The organism is Variovorax sp. 10N412 (assembly GCF_056394985.1).
The window spans coordinates 263,327-277,025 of record NZ_JBFTIO010000006.1; the positions used below are offsets into that span (position 1 = coordinate 263,327).

13 protein-coding genes are annotated in these 13,699 nt (G+C 69.9%); 4 read left to right on the forward strand and 9 right to left on the reverse strand.

Annotation, left to right across the window (positions count from 1 at the left end; translation table 11 throughout):
• Positions 1–39: 39 nt before the first annotated feature.
• Positions 40–1,737, reverse strand: a complete 1,698-nt coding sequence (locus tag AC1DJH_RS17100; RefSeq protein ID WP_478186480.1) for an FMN-binding glutamate synthase family protein — start codon at positions 1,735–1,737, stop codon at positions 40–42.
• 55 nt (positions 1,738–1,792) lie between these two features.
• Here AC1DJH_RS17100 and AC1DJH_RS17105 point away from each other — a divergent pair, with 55 nt between their 5' ends.
• Together AC1DJH_RS17105 and AC1DJH_RS17110 are read left to right on the forward strand one after the other, a co-directional pair.
• Complete coding sequence (locus tag AC1DJH_RS17105; protein WP_478186481.1) at positions 1,793–2,602, forward strand: UPF0149 family protein; 810 nt, start codon at positions 1,793–1,795, stop codon at positions 2,600–2,602.
• 55 nt (positions 2,603–2,657) lie between these two features.
• Complete coding sequence (locus AC1DJH_RS17110) at positions 2,658–3,845, forward strand: MFS transporter (protein WP_478186555.1); 1,188 nt, start codon at positions 2,658–2,660, stop codon at positions 3,843–3,845.
• Here the strand turns inward: AC1DJH_RS17110 and AC1DJH_RS17115 are convergent.
• From AC1DJH_RS17115 to AC1DJH_RS17130, 4 genes are read right to left on the reverse strand one after another with little or no spacing between them, the layout of a single operon-like run.
• Positions 3,835–4,149, reverse strand: coding sequence for a GNAT family N-acetyltransferase (locus AC1DJH_RS17115; protein ID WP_478186482.1), 315 nt, complete (start codon positions 4,147–4,149; stop codon positions 3,835–3,837). The genes AC1DJH_RS17110 and AC1DJH_RS17115 overlap by 11 nt on opposite strands.
• Entirely contained in the window at positions 4,146–4,640 is a 495-nt protein-coding gene (locus tag AC1DJH_RS17120; protein WP_478186483.1) for a nuclear transport factor 2 family protein, read from the reverse strand. The genes AC1DJH_RS17115 and AC1DJH_RS17120 overlap by 4 nt, the downstream gene beginning before the upstream one ends.
• Positions 4,641–4,667: 27 nt before the next feature.
• The gene (locus tag AC1DJH_RS17125) at positions 4,668–5,192 is read right to left on the reverse strand and encodes a CinA family protein (protein ID WP_478186484.1); all 525 of its coding nucleotides are present in this window, start codon (positions 5,190–5,192) and stop codon (positions 4,668–4,670) included.
• A gap of 35 nt (positions 5,193–5,227) precedes the next feature.
• Positions 5,228–5,755, reverse strand: coding sequence for a phosphatidylglycerophosphatase A family protein (locus AC1DJH_RS17130; RefSeq protein WP_478186485.1), 528 nt, complete (start codon positions 5,753–5,755; stop codon positions 5,228–5,230).
• A gap of 182 nt (positions 5,756–5,937) precedes the next feature.
• Between AC1DJH_RS17130 and AC1DJH_RS17135 the strand changes: the two genes are divergently transcribed.
• Together AC1DJH_RS17135 and AC1DJH_RS17140 are read left to right on the forward strand one after the other, a co-directional pair.
• A complete protein-coding gene (locus AC1DJH_RS17135) occupies positions 5,938–7,386 on the forward strand; it encodes an MFS transporter (protein ID WP_478186486.1) in 1,449 nt (482 codons plus the stop codon).
• 116 nt (positions 7,387–7,502) lie between these two features.
• The gene (locus AC1DJH_RS17140) at positions 7,503–8,213 is read left to right on the forward strand and encodes a DUF3053 domain-containing protein (RefSeq protein WP_478186487.1); all 711 of its coding nucleotides are present in this window, start codon (positions 7,503–7,505) and stop codon (positions 8,211–8,213) included.
• A gap of 35 nt (positions 8,214–8,248) precedes the next feature.
• Here the strand turns inward: AC1DJH_RS17140 and thiL are convergent, their stop codons facing one another.
• Genes thiL through AC1DJH_RS17160 form a run of 4 tightly spaced genes read right to left on the reverse strand, consistent with a single transcriptional unit; the run spans position 8,249 to position 13,683 of the window.
• A complete protein-coding gene (thiL, locus tag AC1DJH_RS17145; RefSeq protein WP_478186488.1) occupies positions 8,249–9,205 on the reverse strand; it encodes a thiamine-phosphate kinase in 957 nt (318 codons plus the stop codon).
• Between the two features lie 31 nt (positions 9,206–9,236).
• Positions 9,237–10,445 (reverse strand): YbdK family carboxylate-amine ligase, encoded by a 1,209-nt coding sequence (locus AC1DJH_RS17150; RefSeq protein ID WP_472125196.1) that lies wholly within the window; start codon positions 10,443–10,445, stop codon positions 9,237–9,239.
• Positions 10,442–11,713 carry a cation:proton antiporter gene (locus AC1DJH_RS17155; protein ID WP_472125194.1) on the reverse strand — a complete coding sequence of 424 codons (1,272 nt, stop codon included), beginning with the start codon at positions 11,711–11,713 and terminating at the stop codon, positions 10,442–10,444. The genes AC1DJH_RS17150 and AC1DJH_RS17155 overlap by 4 nt, the downstream gene beginning before the upstream one ends.
• Positions 11,710–13,683, reverse strand: a complete 1,974-nt coding sequence (locus AC1DJH_RS17160; RefSeq protein WP_472125191.1) for a site-specific recombinase — start codon at positions 13,681–13,683, stop codon at positions 11,710–11,712. The genes AC1DJH_RS17155 and AC1DJH_RS17160 overlap by 4 nt, the downstream gene beginning before the upstream one ends.
• Between the last annotated feature and the right edge of the window lie 16 nt (positions 13,684–13,699).

A 13,699-nucleotide genomic window follows, 5' to 3' on the forward strand; every position in this document is an offset into this window, starting at 1 on the left:
CTGCGGTACGAGCTTGCTCGGGGCGGTCCGGCGCTGCGCTCATGCGGCCATTGCAAAGCCCGACACCAGCCCTTGCGGGCCTTGCGTCACGGGCTGGAAACTCTCTGCACTGGCCAGCGGCCAGTAGGTGCGAAAAACGTTGTGCTGCGCGTCGAGCGCGCCGAGCAGCGCGCCCGGTTGCACCTGCATCACCAGGTTGCTCAGCAGGCGAACCTCGGTATCGGAGATGCGGCGCACGATGTGGTGCGCAGTGATCTGCTGCGGATGGTCCAGGCCCGCGGCCTGCACCAGCTCCTGCAGCGCATGCAGCGTGCTGCGGTGGAAGTTGCGCACCCGGTCGGCCTTGGTGGGCACCACCAGCGCCTGCTGGCGCAGCGGGTCCTGGGTGGTCACGCCGGTGGGGCAGTGGCCGGTGTGGCAGCTCTGCGCCTGGATGCAGCCCAGCGCCATCATGAAACCGCGCGCCGCGTTGCACCAGTCGGCGCCCAGCGCCATCATGCGGGCCACGTCGAAGGCGGTGATGACCTTGGCCGCGCAGCCGATCTTGATGCGGTGGCGCAGGTTCACGCCGACGAGCGTGTTGTGCACCAGCAGCAGGCCTTCTTGCAGGGGCGCGCCCACGTGGTCGCTGAACTCGACCGGTGCCGCGCCGGTGCCGCCTTCGGCCCCGTCGACCACGATGAAGTCGGGCGTGATGCCGGTGGCCTGCATCGCCTTGACGATGGCGAACCATTCCCACGGATGGCCCAGGCAGAACTTGAAGCCCGTGGGCTTGCCGCCCGACAGTTCGCGCAGCTTCGCGATGAAATGCATCATCTCGGTCGGCGTGGTGAAGGCGCTGTGCGACGAGGGCGAGATGCAGTCCACACCCACCGGCACGCCGCGCGCGGCCGCGATCTCGGGCGTGACCTTGGGCGCGGGCAGCACGCCGCCGTGGCCGGGCTTGGCGCCCTGGCTCAGCTTGACCTCGATCATCTTCACCTGCGGGTCGCGCGCGTTGGCGGTGAAGCGCTCTTCGTTGAAGGTGCCGTCGTCGTTGCGGCAACCGAAGTAGCCCGAGCCGATTTCCCAGATCAGGTCGCCGCCGTGCACCCGGTGGTGCTGCGAGATCGAGCCCTCGCCGGTGTCGTGCGCGAAGCCGCCCATCTTGGCGCCCTGGTTGAGCGCGAGGATGGCGTTGGCCGACAGCGCGCCGAAGCTCATGGCCGAAATGTTGAACACGCTCGCGCTGTACGGCTGCGTGCAGACCTGCGCGGCATTGCCATCCGCCGGCTGGGGCGTGCCGCCGATCACGATGCGAAAGTCGTGGTTCGCCAGCTGCGTCGGCTGCATCGAGTGGTTGATCCACTCGTAGCCCGCGATGGTCACGTCCAGCTGGGTGCCGAAGGGCCGGTTGTCGGGCTCGCCCTTGGCGCGCTGGTACACCAGCGAGCGCTGCGCGCGCGAGAAGGGCGCGGCTTCCGCGTCGCTCTCGATGAAGTACTGCCGCATTTCGGGGCGGATGTACTCGAGCAGAAAGCGCAGGTGCCCGATGACCGGGTAGTTGCGCAGGATGGCGTGGCGGGTCTGGCGCAGGTCGTGGACGCCTGTACCCGCAAGCACCGCGAAAACCACCAGCCCGACCCATGCGAGCCACAGGTGCGGAGACATCAGCACGAAAGCGAGGCAGGCCACAAGCCCGACCACGCACAGGGCAAAAGCGCTATAGCGCGTCGGAAACGGAATAATCGTGGGCATAGAAATAGTGTCGACCGAAGCCTGCTGCATCATAGAGGGCTGCCCCGAACCTGCCATGACGACCATTCCAGCCCCCACGCCGGCTCCTGAAGCCACCCCTGCCGCCCCCGCCACGTCCGACGCCCAGGCGCCGCTCGGGCCCGACGATTTCGACGCCCTCGACCAGGCGCTCGACGCCATGCGCGAGCACGACGAGGAAATTCCCCAGTGGGAGTTCTGCGAAGGCTTCATGGCCGCGCTGATCTGCACCCGCCGCCCGATCCCGCCCGCCGAATACTGGCCCGTGCTGCTGGGCGACGGCTTCTCGTCCGCGCAGCACATGGAGTTCGTCTGGAACTGGAAGCGCCGCTGGGCCGAGATCGTCGAGGGCCTGGACGCTCCCGTCGAAACGCTCGACGACGAGCGCAGCTGGCAGCCCGAGGTGCTCGACACCCGCGGCGCGATCGCCTCGCTGCCCGAGGAAGAGCGTGCCGAAGTGGCCGGCGAGGAAATTCCGTCCTTCGCCCAGGTCTGGGCGCTGGGCTTCATGTACGCGGTGGAAAACTGGCCCGAAGAGTGGGCCGCGCCACGCGACAAGGAAGCCGCGCAGATGCTCGACGACGCGCTCGACAACATCGTGGCGCTCACCGAGGACGACACCGCCAAGCCCACGCTGTCGATGTACAGCGACGACGCCCCGCCCAGCGTGAGCCAGCAGCGGCTGGACGACTTCGGCGCCGCCATCTGGGCCGTGTACGACCTGCGCCAGCTCTGGAAGAGCCTGGGGCCGAAGGTCGAGACCCTCCGCAAGGAGGCCGAGCCGGGCCGCAACGACCCCTGCCCGTGCGGCAGCGGCAAGAAGTACAAGAAGTGCCACGGTGCCTGACACCGCGGCCGGCAGCGCGCCCCTGGCGCCCCTGACGGCACGTGCGGCCTGGACGATGGTCCTGGCGCTGTGCGCCGGGGTGGCGCTCAGCCAGGCCTTCCGCACGGTCGGCGCCATCATGGCGAGCCCGCTGCAGACCGACTTTCACCTGTCCGCCCAGGCCCTCGGGATCTTCTCGGGGGCCTTTCACTTTGCGTTCGGCGCGATGCAGCTCTTCATGGGCATCGGCATCGACCTGCACGGCGTGCGGCGCACCGTGCTGGTGGCGTTTCCGGTGGCCATCGCCGGCGCGCTGCTGTCGGCGGTGTCGTCCAGCTACCTCGTGCTGGTGGCCGGGCAGGCGCTGATCGGCGTCGGCTGCGCGCCGGCCTTCCTGGTGTGCACCGTGTTCATCGCGCGGCACTTTCCGGCGGCGCGCTTCGCCACCGTGTCGGGCATGGTGCTGGCCATCGGCGGGCTGGGCATGCTGGTCACCGGCACGCCGCTGGCGTGGCTGGTGCAGGCGTATTCGTGGCGCGCGGGCTTCGTGGTGCTGGCCGTGGCCGCGGCGCTGGCCTGGCTGGCCATCTGGCACTGGGTGCACGAGCCGGCCTCCGCCACGCCGCGCACCCAGGAGTCGATTCCCGCGGCCATCCGCCAGTTCGGCGCGCTGTTCGCCATGCCGCACACGCTGGGCATCGTGGTGCTCGGCGCCGTGACGTATGCCGCCTTCATCTCGCTGCGCGGCCTGTGGCTCGGCCCGCTGATGATGGAACGCCACGGCTACTCGCTGGTGCAGAGCGGCAACGTGGCGCTGGCGGTGTCGGTGATCTCGCTCTTCGGCGCGCCGCTGTTCGGCCGGCTCGACCGCGACGGCGCCTCGCGCCGCCGCTGGATCGTGATTTGCGCGCTCGGCTACGCGGCCCTGTTCGCGCTCATCGCGGTGCTGCACTCGGCCTGGCTCGACATTGCGGGCATGGTGCTGATCGGCGTGCTCTCGGGCTTCATCGTGTGGCAGTACGCCGACGTGCGCGGCGCCTACCCGGCCACGCTCACCGGCCGCGCGATGGCCGTGTTCACCATGGCCATGTTCCTCGGCGTGGCCCTCATGCAGTGGGTGACCGGCGTGGCCGCCTCGGTGGCGTCGGCGCACGGTGGCGACCCGCTGACCGCCGTGCTGGGCACCATCGCCGCACTGCTGGTGCTGGGCATCGCGGCCTTTGCATGGCTGCCCGCGCCGAAGGCCGGCGCCCTCAGATCTTGAAGGCGCGCTGGATGTCCGGCCGCACCAGGTCGGCGTACTCGCGGTGCTTGCGGATGTACCCCGCGATGAACTGGCACACCGGAATCACATGCAGCCCGTTGGCGCGGGCCTCGTCGAGCACGTGTTTCGCAATGCCCGAGCCCACGCCCTTGCCTTCGTGTTCCGGCAGCACCTCGGTGTGCGTGAACATGATCGCGTCGGTCAGCCGGTTGTACTCGGCATAGGCGGCGAGCTTGCCCTCGAGCGCGGCTTCGTAGCGGTGCTGGGCTTCGTTGTTCGAAAAGACGAGGTCGGTGGTGCTCATGGCTGGCGTGCAAGGTAGTTGACAAGGTTGGCCGCGGCGGTGGCGCGCACCTTCTTGCGCAGCATCGGGCTCCAGCCCAGCAGCAGGCCCGGCGTACCGAGCGCCTGGCGCGACCAGGTCCAGAACGCGAAGCTGTCGCGGTGCGTGGCGATGAGCCCGTCGGGCGTGAAGGTGAAGCGCGCGTCGACGCTGTTGTCCACGATGCGCCCGGTGGCGCTGAAACGGTAGTGCGCGTCCCAATGGGCGCTGCCGGTGGTGTCGTCGGCCTTCACGTCGCGCCAGGTCAGTCGCCACACGTCGGCGCCCTTGGCCAGCGTGGCCGACGCCAGCATGCGCCACATGCCGCCCACTTCGCGCCGCCCGCGCAGCGAGAAGGCCTCGTCGTCGAACACCGCGTCGCTGGCGTAGCACGCCTGCATGGTGGCGGCGTCGAGCTTGGCGAACGCGCCGTAGAAGCGCTCGATGGTCTGGGCATTGGTGGCTGCGGTCATGGGGCCTCTCGGGGTTGCAAAAAAAGGTCAGCGGCCGAGCAGCTCGACCAGCGTGTGCAGCGCGTGCCGTACCGTGGCCGAGCGCACCGTGGCGCGGTCGCCGTCGAAGCGGCGGCGCTCGGTGCGCACGCTGCCGTCGACCGACCAGCCGAACCACACCGTGCCCACCGGCTTGTCGGGAGTGCCGCCGGTCGGGCCGGCCACGCCGGTCACGGCCAGCGCCACGCGCACAGGCACCGAGCGGGCCGAATGCGCGATGGCGCCCGTGGCCATGGCGCGCGCCACCGGCTCGCTGACCGCGCCGTGGGCGGCGATCACCGCCGCATCGACGCCCAGCAGTTCGGACTTGGCTTCGTTCGAATAGGTGATGAAGCCGCGCTCGAACCACGCGCTCGACCCGGCCAGCTCGGTGCAGGCGGCGCCGATCAACCCGCCGGTGCAGCTCTCTGCGGTGGCGAGCATCCAGCCCTTTTTCTGCAGCAGGCCGGCCAGCGCCACCACGAGCTCGGGCGTGTCGAGGTCGGCGGGTGCCGCAGCGGAAGCCGAAGACATCGGCAACGTCGAGGAAGAAGAGGAATCCATCAGGTTCACCAAGCGCGCCACAGCGCAATGACCAGCAGCGTGCAGAACGCCGCCACCAGGTCGTCGAGGATGATGCCAAAGCCCGCATGCCACCAGCGGATCTGTGCCGCGTCGCGCTGCTTGAAGAGCGCGTCGGCCCAGGCCACCGGGCCGGGTTTGGCGGCGTCGAAGTAACGGAACAGCGCGAAGGCGATGGCCTGCGCCAGCAGCCCGGCGGGCGTGACCAGCCAGAGCACGATCCAGAAGGCGACCACTTCGTCCCACACCACGGCGCCGGGGTCGGCCACGTTCATGTCGCGCGCGGTCACGGTGCAGGCCCACCAGCCGACGGGCAGCGACGCCAGGATGATCCAGCCGATGGTGGCGGGCGTGAACCACAGCTGCATCACCGCGAAGGCCGCCCAGGCCCACAGCGTGCCCACCGTGCCCGGCGCGAAGCGCGGCATGCCGGAGCCGAAACCCAGCGCGATGAAGTGCGCGGGGTGCGACAGCAGAAAGCGCAGCGTGGGGCGGCGCATGGAGGGTCGGGGCATGGCGCCGGCGTCGGGTGTCGGTGTGGAAGAAGCGGCTTGCATCAGGGGCAGGAGTGTCGCGCATCTGTGGCGGCTGCTGCGGCGGCATCTGCGCGGCGGCTTTTATTTATCAAAGTAATAGCTTGTTTAATTGGCGACCGCCGCCTAGTATCCGGGCTTCTTTTCGACCTTCGCATTCGTTCATGTCTTCCTCTTCCTCCGCCTTGCATCCACCCCCCGCCACTGCCGCCTGGAGTGAACTTTTCAGCGGCCGCAACGGCTGGCGCGCGCTGGCACTCACCGGCGGTGTCGCACTGCATGCCGTGAACGTGCACATCGTGACCACGGTGCTGCCGTCGGTGGTGCGCGAGATCGGCGGGCTCGACTGGTATGCATGGAGCACCACGCTCTTCGTGGTCGGCTCGATCCTCGGGGCCACGCTGTCGGTGCGGCTGCTCGCGGTGCTCGGGCCGCGCGGCGCCTGCCTGGCCGCGCTGGCGGTGTTCAGCGCCGGCTCGGTGGGCTGCGCGCTCGCGTCGGCCATGCCCTGGCTGCTCGCGGGCCGCACGGTGCAGGGGCTGGGCGGCGGGCTGCTGGCGGCGCTGAGCTACGGGCTCATCCAGCTGGTGTTCGAGCAGCGGCTGTGGCCGCGCGCGGTGGCGCTGGTGTCGGGCATGTGGGGCGTGGCCACGCTGTGCGGGCCGGCCGTGGGCGGGTTGTTCGCGCAGGCCGGGCATTGGCGCTGGGCCTTCTGGTTCCTGCTGCCGGTGGCGGCCGCGCAGGCGGTGCTGGTGCTGGTGCAGTTGCGCCCCTCGGCGGGGGTGACCCACGAGCCGCCGGCCACGCTGCCGCGCGTGCCCGGCGTGCAGATCGGCCTGCTAGCGGCCTCGGTGCTGGTGATCGCGGCCAGCGGCCTATGGTCCGGCCTGCTGGGGCAGGCCGCCGGGGTGGCGGTGGGCCTGGCCATCGGGTTTGCGGCCACGCGCATCGACAGCCGGGCCACCGTGCGCGTGCTGCCGAGCGGCGCCTATGCGATGAGTGCGCCGCTGGGCGCCATCTACGCGAGCGTGGCGCTGTTGCTGATCGGCACCACCACCGAGATCTTCGTGCCGTACTTCCTGCAACTGCTGCACGGCCACTCGCCGCTCGCGGCGGGCTACCTCACGGCCGCGATGGCGGGCGGCTGGAGCGCAGGCTCGCTGGCGTCGTCGGGCCGCACCGGGGCGGGGGCCGACCGCATGCTGCGCGCCGGCCCTGTGGTCTGCACGCTGGGGCTCGTGGCGCTCGCGCTCTTGCTGCCGGCGCCGGGTCGCTTCGGCGCGGTGTTCGAGACCGTGCTGGTCGCCCTTGCATTGGCGGCCGTGGGGCTCGGCGTGGGCATCGGCTGGCCGCACCTGCTAACGCGCGTGATGTCGCTGGCACCCAAGGGCGAGGAAGGCCTGGCCTCCGCCTCGATCACCACCGTGCAGCTCTACGGCATGGCCGTGGGCGCCGCGGTGGCGGGCCTGGTGGCGAATGCGGCGGGGCTCACCACGCCGGGCGGCACGCACGGTGCGCAGTCGGCCGCGGCCTGGCTGTTCGCGAGCTTCGCGCTCGCCCCCGCTGCGGCGCTCTGGCTTGCATACCGCGCTGTGGGCAGGCGCGGCGGCTGAGGGCCCGGCTGACCTGGCAAGACGCTGCAAGTCGCGGCGCTCGCCTGCATCGATGTCATTCGGCGCTCCCTATAATTTTTTGCTTTCACAACAAACACACGGGAGCGGACTGCCTCATGAGAAACATCGTTCAACGCATGGGAGCCCTGTCGCTCCTCGTGGCCTTCAGCTTCGCGCTGGTGGCCTGCGGCAACAAGGAGGCCGAGCAGCGCAAGGCCTTCACCACCTTCCTGCAGACCCGCGTGCTCGACAAGCCCGGCATTCGCGTGCCGACACCCAGCGCGGACGAGAAGGCTTCGTTCGGCGACTACGCCCAGCACTACGCCGTGATCACCGATTTCAACGAGGGCATGAACAAGTCGGTAAGCCAGCCCATGACGCAGATCATGGCCAAGGGCGGGCTGCGCTCCATCGGCGACCTGGTCTCGCGCCGCGACGACATCAGGGCCGCGAAGGAAGGCATGGCCGGCCTGCGCACCGCGCTCGACCAGCAGACCGCCAAGGCCGACGCCGCGCACGCGCAACTCAAGCAGCCCGACGACCTGAAGCAGGTCTACGACAAGGCCTACGACAAGACCGTGACGGTGCCTGCGGCCACCTTCAAGGAAGTGTTTCCCGCGCTCGACACCGTGTTCGACAGCGCGCTGGCCATCGGCGGCTACATCGAGCAGAACAAGTCGAAGATCCAGGTCTCGGGCAGCACCATCACCGTGACCGACCCGGCCGTGCAGGCCGAGCTCAACAAGATGCTGCAGCAGCTGAACGCCCAGTCGAGCGCCATCAACGCGGCGCAGCAGAAACTGCAGACGGTGGTGCGCGGCTCCTGAGCGGCGCGGCGCGCAGCAGGTCGATTCGCCCCTTCTCAGATGAAGTGGTCGAACGAGCCGAAGCGCTGTGACACCGGCGCGCCGGCCGCATCCACGATGCGCAGGCCGCCATCGGCCTCGATGCGGCCGATGCGCGTGACGCGGGTGGCGCTTTTCGCGCCGGCCTGCGCGACCGCTTCGCGCGCCGAGGGCGGTGCGGTGAAGACCAGCTCATAGTCGTCGCCGCCCGAAAGCGCGCAGGTGCGCAGGATCTCGGTGCGCAGGCCGGGCGCCTCGGCGGCAACGAGCGCTGTGGCGGCGTCGGCGTCGAGCACGGCACCGACCCGGCTGGCCGCGAGGATGTGGCCCAGGTCGCCGATCAGACCGTCGCTCACATCCACCGCCGACGAGGCGATGCCGCGCAGCGCCTGCCCCAGCGCCACGCGCGGCGTGGGTTGCTCCATACGGGCGCGCGCGGCCTCGAAGGCCTCGGCCGACAGCGCCACCGTGCCCCGGAACACCTCGAGCGCCAGCCGCGCATCGCCCAGCGTGCCGCTCACCCAGATGTCGTCGCCCGCGCGCGCGCCCGAGCGCAGCAGCGCCGCGCCGGCCGGCACCTCGCCGAACACCGTGATGCAGATGTTGAGCGGACCGCGCGTGGTGTCGCCGCCCACCAGTTCGCAGCCGTGGGCGTCGGCCAATGCGAACAGGCCGCGCGAGAAGCCTTCGAGCCAGGGCTCGTCCACGCCCGGCAATGCGAGCGCTAGCGTGAAGGCCAGCGGCTTCGCGCCGCAGGCCGCCAGGTCGCTGAGGTTCACCGCCAGCGCCTTGTGGCCCAGCCGCGCGGGCTCGACGGTGGACAGAAAGTGCCGGCCCTCGACCAGCATGTCGGACGACACGGCGAGCTGCATGCCCGCTGCGGGCGCCAGCAGTGCGCAGTCGTCGCCCACGCCGAGCGGAGAGCGCACGGCGGGGCGCTTGAAGTAGCGTGTGATCAGGTCGAATTCACCCATGGGGTGCGAGCATACGGGCTGGCGCCCGGGCTCAAGCCTGACCGCGAAACCTCAGCGCCGCCTGCCGCACCACTTCCGCCAGCAACCGCTCCTTGCCCTGCTTTTCCCGCAGCCAGCGCGCATCGTTGCGGTTGGCTTCCACGCTGGTGCGCAGCTCGCCCAGGGCCTGCGTGGCGTTGAGCGCCTCGCTGTGCCATTCGAGCTGGGTCATGGTCATCAGGATGTGGTCGCGCAGCGGCATGTGCTGGCCGGTGGCCGGGTCGACGTACACCGCGTCGAGCCCGAAGCGGCAGGCCTGGAAGCGGTTGTAGGTGTACACGAGGTAGTCGTCCTCGCAGGGCTCGAAAGGCTGCTCCTGCAGGAACCAGGCGGCCAGCGACTGCACGTAGCCCGCCAGCGCGGCGGCGCGCTCCACCGTGAGCGGCGTGTCGAACACGCGGATCTCGATGGTGCCGAACTCGGGCTTGGGGCGGATGTCCCAGTAGAAATCCTTCATGCTGCGCACGACGCCGGTGCGGGTCATGCGCTCGAAGTAGGCCTCGAATTCCTTCCAGCTCGTGGTGAAGGGCGCGCGGCCCGACAGCGGGAACGCGAACACCGAGTTCAGCCGCGCCGAGTCGAACTGCGTGTCCTGCCCCTGCACGAACGGCGACGAGGCCGACAGCGCGATGAAGTGCGGGATGTAGCGCGACATGCGGTGCAGCATGAGCAGCGCCGAGTCGGCGTCGGGGCAGCCGATGTGCACGTGCTGGCCGAAGATGGTGAACTGCTTGCTCAGGTAGCCGTACAACTCCGACAGTTCGCGAAAGCGCGGTTTGTCATAGATGCGCCGTTCGTGCCACTGCTGGAACGCATGCGTGCCGCCGCCCACCACCGCGATGTTGAGCTTGTCGGCATTGCGGATCAGCGCCTCGCGGATGGGCGAGAGCTGCGTGATCACGTCCTGCGCCGAATGGCAGATGTCGGTCGAGATCTCGATCATGCTCGACGTCATCTCGGGCACCACGCTGCCGGGCAGCGGGGTCTGCGCCATCAGGCGCAGCATGTCCTCGGCGTAGGGAGCCAGGTCGTAGTCGTGCGTGTTCACGAGCTGCAGCTCCAGCTCCACGCCGAGCGACAGCGCCTCCGACTTGTTGAAGGGCTCGAGCTTGACGACGCGGCTTGCCGGGTCGGCGGGCAGGGCGGCCGAGCGCACGTCGTCGCTGTCCGGATCGACGGGCGTGTGAAGGGTGGTGCTCATCGCTGCGTGTCCTCGGTGGTGCTGAAGGCCTGGGGCGCCCAGGGCACCGAACTCTCGCCCACCGCGTGGATGGCCACGGTGGCAAGCACCGCGCCCACCACTTCCATCAGCAGGATGGAAGGCAGCGCGACCTGCGTGATCATGGTGCCCAGCAACGGCGAGGCGGTGGCGAAATTGGAGGCGATGAGCAGCGCGATCGACGACAGCGGCGACATGGCGCAGCCGACCCAGAAGGCCTGCTTCCAGCTGGCGCCGCTGCCGGGGTTGGCAATGGCCACGCCCGCGATCTTGGCGACCAGGCGCACGCCGATCACCGCCAGCACCACGCTGGCCACGGGCAGCGTCCAGTCGGCCTGCGCCGCCACGATCGACACCAGCACGAACATCAGCATGGTGAGCAGCGAGGCGGCAGTGCCCAACTGGCGCTGCCAGGCCCAGGGCTTGGGGTTGAGCGCCTTCAGCAGCACGCCGCCGATCAGCGCGGCCAGCGGCGCCGAGCCGCCGACGTGCGCGGTGAGCGCGGCACCCGCCGCAATGATCGCCAGCAGCAGGATGGAGGTGTTCTCGCTCGTCGGGCTCATCACCCGCAGGGCCGAGCGCAGCGCCAGCGCCATGACGGCGCCCACCACGAACGACAGGCCCAGCACCACGCCCACCGGGTAGAGCTTTTGCAGCAGCGTCTGCGGCGCGCGCTCGATCAGCCCGGCCTGTGCGTAGCCCAGCGCCAGCGCATACAAGGTGTTGAGCGTGGCCAGCGTCATGGCGCGTTCGGTCACCGGGCCGGCGGCGCGGGTGTCGATGATCACGCGGCTGAGCACCGCGGGCGAGGCGACGATCGCCATCAGCGCAATGGGGTTGGCCACCGGCTCGGGCAGGCCCAGCATCGTCAATATCCAGTACACGCCGAAGTAGGTCAGCGTGGCTTCCAGCAGGCTCTGCACCAGCACCATCGGGTTGTGGCGGAACCAGCGCAGCGGCAGCCGGCCGCCGGCCTCGAACAGCACCACCGCCACGCCGAGTTCCAGCAGGAACAGGCTCAGGCCCCGCAGCGGCCAGATGGCGCCCTCGAAGCCGGCAAAGCCGACCACCGCGCCCACCAGCGAATAGCCGATGACCTTGGGCAGCCCCAGGTAACGCTGCACCAGGTGGCCGGAGGCCGCGGCCGCTGCCAGCAGCAGCGACCAGAGGATGGTGGGCAGGCCGGCCGAAGGGCGCACCCATTCGGACCAGAAGCCCAGCATGTCGTTGATGAAGCTCGTCAAATTCATGAAGGTAGGAAGAAGCTCACCGGCCGGCTGCGCCAGCGCGCCCAGATCGCGCGGCGGATGCGCGCGCGGTCGGCCAGGCTCACGCTGTGCGCGCGCAGCGCCAGCCGGAAAGCGAAATAGAAACTCACGCTCACATTGAGCGCGCCGATGACCGGAACGGCCGCCACCGCCCACCACAGGGCGGGCTGGTGCAGCACCGCGAGACCCGTGGACGCCGCGGCAGCGGCAATCTGCCCGGCCGACAGTGTCACGTGCCGCACGTCCAGCCCGAGCCCGAAGAAACCCGTGAACGCGGGCAGCAGCCCGAGCATGAGTCCCAGGGAAATGTTGGAGGCGAAGCCTGAGATGTGTGTGCGCATGAAGTCAGCCCAGCGGCGTGCCCGGGCGGCGCCCAGAAAAGCGCCGATGCGGGGGTTGTAACGCATGGCGGAGTCCAGGCGATGCAGGACAAAGGCGTTTTCTGTCCAACCCGCGATGATGCTGGCCGAAAACAGCAGGATGCCGGTGATTGCCGCATAAAGCGCGGTGGGGCCCGCCAGGGACAGCGAATCCAGCGTGGCTGCGGCATGCGCGGCGTCGAGCAGGGGCCGGCCCAGCGCCAGTTGCACCAGCAACGCCAGGGCCAGCATGGCCGGCACCACCACCAGCACGTTGCCCAGCACGGCGGCCACCTGCGAGCGCACGAGGTTGGCGACCTCGTCGACGAAGTCGACCACCGCGCCGTCCGACTTGATGTCGCGCAGCCGCGCCGCCAGGGCTGGCGCCGTCATCGCGGGCTGCTTGGTGGCCAGCGTCAGGTGCAGCAGCTGGATCGCGACGAAGCTGGCCGCGTACATCAGGCCGGCGGCCAGCCCGCTCCAGAAAGCCGACAGCGCCAGCGCGTAAATGCCGAACTTCAGCAGCACGGTGAATGCCGTGAGCGCGCCGCCGCCTGCGGCCTTCTTCACCATCTGCGCATAGCTGGCGCGGTCGCGGGTGATGTAGTGCTCGCCGGTCTCGGCGCTGCGCTCGGTCACCTTGGCGGCCAGCATCGACGAGTTGGAGGCAATCAGCGCGCGGATGCTGTTGCGCTCGCCGCCCGCCAGCACGAGCCGGCCGACGAGCCGCGCCACGCTGGGCGCCGGCACGGGCGACATCAGGCAGTCGAGCAGCTCGCGGATGCGCAGCACGCGCTCGCGCAGTTGGCGCAACCGGAACACCAGGCCCACCGAGATGCCGTTGTCTTCCAGGTGCGTGTAGACCGACGAGGCCACCGTGCGGCAGGCATCGAGCCGGTCGCGAAAGGCGATGAAGGCGCCCTGCAGGGCTTCCTCGTTGCGCGTCTGGGCGAACATCTGCTCGCGCAGTTCGTCCAGGTCGGCCATCAGCGAATGAAAGGGCCGCGTGGCGCCCAGCTCGGCGCTCATGCGCAGCCGCAGCTCCGGCGAGAAGCCGGCCGCCACCACCTGGCTGGCGCAGTAGGTGACGGCGTCCATCACCGTGTGGCGCCAGCGCGGCGCACCGTCGTCGTCGATGGCTGCATCGGCCAGCAGCATGCCGATGCGCGCGAGCGGCGCCTCGTCGAGCAGCGCGATCCAGCCCGCGTCGAACACACCGGGCAGCACCATGCGAAACAGGTCCGACGCGTCGGTGGTCTCCGGCGTGCCCGGCAGTATCTTGCGGCGCAGCCGTTCGGCCAGTTCGCTGGCAAAGGCCGTGCGCGGCGCGAAGCCGTAGTCGGCCAGCAGCGTGGTCAGGTCGACCGACTGCGTGAACACGCGCCACCAGGCGCGCAGGCGCTCGCGCAGCTCCGGGCGCGCCTCGATGGCGTCGAGCAGCAGCTGCACGCGGCCCATGGCCGCCTGGGGCGACGCACGGTCGCCGCGCAGCCAGTCGAAGAGGTTGATGAGCCAGATGTGGCGCTGCGCCACATCGGCCGTGGGGTCGAGGCCGGCAAGCAGCCCCTGCAAGTCGCGCGAAGCGGCTGCCATGGAGGGGAAGGAAAAG

Bases quoted from the DNA above. Each gene is read 5' to 3' on its own strand.
- AC1DJH_RS17130 (WP_478186485.1), bottom strand. From the start codon at position 5,755: ATGCCCCGACCCTCCATGCGCCGCCCCACGCTGCGCTTTCTGCTGTCG.
- AC1DJH_RS17125 (WP_478186484.1), bottom strand. From the start codon at position 5,192: ATGTCTTCGGCTTCCGCTGCGGCACCCGCCGACCTCGACACGCCCGAG.
- AC1DJH_RS17150 (WP_472125196.1), bottom strand. From the start codon at position 10,445: ATGAGCACCACCCTTCACACGCCCGTCGATCCGGACAGCGACGACGTG.
- AC1DJH_RS17120 (WP_478186483.1), bottom strand. From the start codon at position 4,640: ATGACCGCAGCCACCAATGCCCAGACCATCGAGCGCTTCTACGGCGCG.
- AC1DJH_RS17115 (WP_478186482.1), bottom strand. From the start codon at position 4,149: ATGAGCACCACCGACCTCGTCTTTTCGAACAACGAAGCCCAGCACCGC.
- AC1DJH_RS17110 (WP_478186555.1), top strand. From the start codon at position 2,658: ATGGTCCTGGCGCTGTGCGCCGGGGTGGCGCTCAGCCAGGCCTTCCGC.
- AC1DJH_RS17140 (WP_478186487.1), top strand. From the start codon at position 7,503: ATGAGAAACATCGTTCAACGCATGGGAGCCCTGTCGCTCCTCGTGGCC.
- AC1DJH_RS17105 (WP_478186481.1), top strand. From the start codon at position 1,793: ATGACGACCATTCCAGCCCCCACGCCGGCTCCTGAAGCCACCCCTGCC.
- AC1DJH_RS17100 (WP_478186480.1), bottom strand. From the start codon at position 1,737: ATGCCCACGATTATTCCGTTTCCGACGCGCTATAGCGCTTTTGCCCTG.
- thiL (WP_478186488.1), bottom strand. From the start codon at position 9,205: ATGGGTGAATTCGACCTGATCACACGCTACTTCAAGCGCCCCGCCGTG.
- AC1DJH_RS17160 (WP_472125191.1), bottom strand. From the start codon at position 13,683: ATGGCAGCCGCTTCGCGCGACTTGCAGGGGCTGCTTGCCGGCCTCGAC.
- AC1DJH_RS17135 (WP_478186486.1), top strand. From the start codon at position 5,938: ATGTCTTCCTCTTCCTCCGCCTTGCATCCACCCCCCGCCACTGCCGCC.
- AC1DJH_RS17155 (WP_472125194.1), bottom strand. From the start codon at position 11,713: ATGAATTTGACGAGCTTCATCAACGACATGCTGGGCTTCTGGTCCGAA.